This window comes from Halorubrum sp. C191, from assembly GCF_002727095.1.
GTDB lineage: Archaea > Halobacteriota > Halobacteria > Halobacteriales > Haloferacaceae > Halorubrum > Halorubrum ezzemoulense.
In genome coordinates this window covers 1-3,406 of the sequence record NZ_NHNZ01000181.1, presented here as the reverse complement: position 1 = coordinate 3,406, position 3,406 = coordinate 1, and the positions used below count along the sequence as shown (strand labels likewise).

The window sequence follows — 3,406 nt, the reverse complement described above, 5'->3', positions numbered from 1 at the left end:
GCTCGGGCTGACGATGATCTTCGGCGTGATGGACGTGATCAACTTCGCGCATGGCGCGCTGATGGTGGTCGCGATGTACACCGTGCTCGTGTTTTCGGACGCCACGGGGCTTTCGCCGTTCTTCGCGATCCCCTTCGCCGTCGTGTTGCTTTTCGCCGTCGGCATCGCTATCTACCGGTCGACGATCGCCCCCATCATCGACGCGCCACAGGAGAACCAGCTCATCGTCACCTTCGGCGTCCTGCTGATCCTCGTCAGCGGCGTCGAGATGGTGTTCGGCGCGGACCCCCGACAGCTGGGGCTTAACCTCGGCTCGCTCGAACTCTCCGGCGTATTCGTGCCACGGGGACAGTTGTACGCGCTCGTCATCGCGCTCATCGCGCTTTCGGGAACGTGGCTGTTCCTCCAGCGGACGATGCTGGGCCGGGCGATCCGCGGGACCGCCGACAACCGTGACGGCGCGCAGTACGTCGGGATCGACGTCCCGCGGATCGACGCGCTTACGTTCGGGATCGGCGCCGCATTAGCCGGGCTCGCAGGAGCAGTCATTCCCCTCTTTCAGTCGTTCACGCCGGCGCTCGGCGATCAGTACCTGATAAACGCGTTCGTCGTCGTCGTGTTAGGCGGGCTCGGCTCGTTCCCCGGCGCGTTCGTCGGCGGGCTGATCATCGGCTTCATCCAAGTGTTCGGACAAGCGTACTTGGGCGGATCAACGTACCAGATCGTGATATTCCTCGCATTCATCCTCGTGTTGCTCGTGAAACCGGAAGGACTGCTCGGAGGGAGCGCCGATGAGTAACGCACTCTCCCGCGCCGTCGATCGATACGGCGCGTTCCGAGACGAGTGGTACGCGCTCCCGGCGTTGGTCGCGGTGAGCCTCCTCGTGCTCGCCGCGATGCCGTTCCTCCGGCAGTTCGCGCTGTTCGGAGTCGCGCCGCTCGGGTGGCTCAGCCTGAACATGCTCATCATCACCCTCGTCTGGGCGACGACCGCGCAGGCGTGGAACATCATGTCCGGGTACACCGGACAGTTCTCGTTCGGGCACGCCGCGTTCTTCGGCCTCGGCGCCTACACGACGATCATCCTGACCGGGAACTTCGGCATCTCCCCGTGGATCGGGATGCTCCTCAGTAGCGCCATCGCAGCGGTATACGGGCTTATCATCGGCGCGTTGACCTTTCGATACGATCTAGAGGGCCACTACTTCGCGCTGGCGACGCTGGCGTTCGCGGAGCTGTTACGGTACGTATTCACGAACGTCGCACAGCTCGGCGGCGCGAGCGGCTTCTTCCGTCCGCTCGCGCGTGAGTACGCCGACGGGCCGGGCCTGGTCGCTTTCCAGTTCACCGGCGACCTCCCGTACTACTACCTGATCCTCGGGTTTCTGACCGTCGTCACTGTCGTGTCGCTCGCGATCAACCGGTCGCAACTCGGTTACTACCTGTTCGCGATCCGCGAGCGGGAGCAGGCCGCGGCCGCCATCGGAGTCCCGACGTACCGGTACAAGCTGCTGGCCGTCGCCGTGAGTGCCTTCTTTACGGCGTGGCCCGGCGCGTTCTGGTCGATGTACTTCAACACGATCCGCCCCTCGACGGTGTTCGACCTGCTCGTCAACGTCGAGGTGCTCCTGCCGGCCATCGTCGGCGGGGTCGGCACCGTCCTCGGGCCGATCGTGGGGTCGCTCATCGTCATCCCGGTCGGCGAGTTCGTCCGACAGTCCTTCGAGATTCCCGGACTGAACAACGCCGTCTACGGGGCCATCCTCATCGCGATCGTGTTGTATAGCCCGAAGGGCGTTATCTCGTGGCCGTCCCGGTTCGTCGAGCTGCTCCGGGCGCGCACCGACTTATTGGACGACGATGCCGACTGAGCCCGAACGCGAGCTGGCGACGTTCGCCGCGGAGGTCGAGACGGACATGATTCCCGACCGAGTCTGCGACCGCGTGGGGCTCACCGTCGCCGACACCCTCGGCGCGATCGTCGCGGGGTCGACCGACGACGCGGTCGACGCGCTCGCGCGGCGCTGGACCGACAGCATCTCGGGCGGAGCGACGGTCATCGGCGCCGACGGCGGCGAGACAGTCCCGCCGCTCGCGGCGCTGTGTAACGGTGCCGCAGGGACCGTCCTTGAACTCGACGAGGGACACCGGTTCGCCGCCGGCCACCCCGCGATTCACGTGTTACCGGCGCTCTTGGCCGACGCAGAGATCGGGTACAGCGACAGCGACGCGTTCGTGCGCTCATTCGTCGCGGGGTACGAGGTCGCCGTCCGAACCGCACGCACACTCGGCACGCTCCGGTCCGGGTACCACCCGCACGGCGTGTGGGGCGCGGTCGGCGGCGCGGCCGCAGTGGCCCGCTCGCGCGAACTCGACCCGGAGACGACGCGGTCGGCCATGGCGATCGCGGCGAACTACGCCCAACACACCCGGTTCGAGGCCGCGACGGAGGGCGCAACCGTGCGGAACGCCTACGCGGGCATGAGCAACCTCGCGGCGCTGGTCGCCGTCGATCAGGCCGAAGCCGGGTTCGGCGGCCTCCGGAACGGGGTCGCCCGGCACCTCGAACACGCCGCCGCGGGCGACATCGACGAGTCGGCCCTCGCCGCCGGGCTGGGCGATCGGTGGGAGATCGAACACGGGTACTTCAAGATCCACGCCGCGTGCCGGTACACGCACCCGGCACTGGACGCCGTCGCCGCGCTCGAAGCCGAGGTGGACCCGAGCGCGGTCGAGTCGGTCCGCGTCGAGACGTACCCGGCGGCCGCGCGGCTGACGGAGCCGCGGCCGCGCAACCAGCTACAAGCGAAGTTCTCGATCCCCTTCGCGGTCGCAACGGCGCTGCTTCGCGGCGACTCCGGGCCGCCCGCGTTCACGGACGAGGCGATAACGCCCGAGGCGATCGCCTTAGCCGAGCGCGTAACCGTCGCGGTCGACGACGATATTGCCGCCCGCGCCCCCGAACAGCGGGGCGCCCGTGTGACGGTCGAGACCGCGGACGGGCGACGGTCTCAGGAGGTCGCCGCGCCGCGCGGAGGCGAACACAACCCCTTCGAGGAGGCGCGGCTCGAATCGAAGTTCCGGAACCTAGTCGCGCCGGTAATTGGGGCCGACCGGGCGACCACGCTCTGGGAGCGCGCCAGGGCACCGGCGCCGCCGCGCGTCCTCTGTACGCTCGCGAGCCGGTAGCGCCCGACCGTTTTCCGCGTCCGTCGCGTCCCATACGCTTTTGTCCGCGACGCGCATCCTCAATGTATGGCAGAATCACACACACGTGAGTGGGAGCGAGCCGTCAGCGACTTTCTCGCGGCGCCCATCGACACGACGGCTCGGAGACACGGTCGGGCGGTGGTCGCGGACGTGCTGGCGGCCGCCGTGGCCGGATCGGCGGCGCCGGGCGTCGCCG

The 3,406-nt window shown here is 68.1% G+C and carries 3 protein-coding genes; all 3 read left to right on the top strand.

Going from position 1 to position 3,406, the window contains the following annotated elements; all coding sequences use genetic code 11:
• Positions 1-799: branched-chain amino acid ABC transporter permease (locus Z052_RS16670; protein ID WP_099289264.1), on the top strand; the 799-nt coding region annotated here is incomplete at its 5' end.
• Positions 792-1,871: a branched-chain amino acid ABC transporter permease gene (locus Z052_RS16665; RefSeq protein ID WP_094519986.1), complete on the top strand. Its 1,080-nt coding sequence runs from the start codon at positions 792-794 to the stop codon at positions 1,869-1,871. The genes Z052_RS16670 and Z052_RS16665, both read left to right, overlap by 8 nt.
• Positions 1,861-3,189, top strand: coding sequence for an MmgE/PrpD family protein (locus Z052_RS16660; RefSeq protein ID WP_099289263.1), 1,329 nt, complete (start codon positions 1,861-1,863; stop codon positions 3,187-3,189). Before Z052_RS16665 ends, Z052_RS16660 begins: the two co-directional genes overlap by 11 nt.
• Positions 3,190-3,406 lie beyond the last annotated feature (217 nt).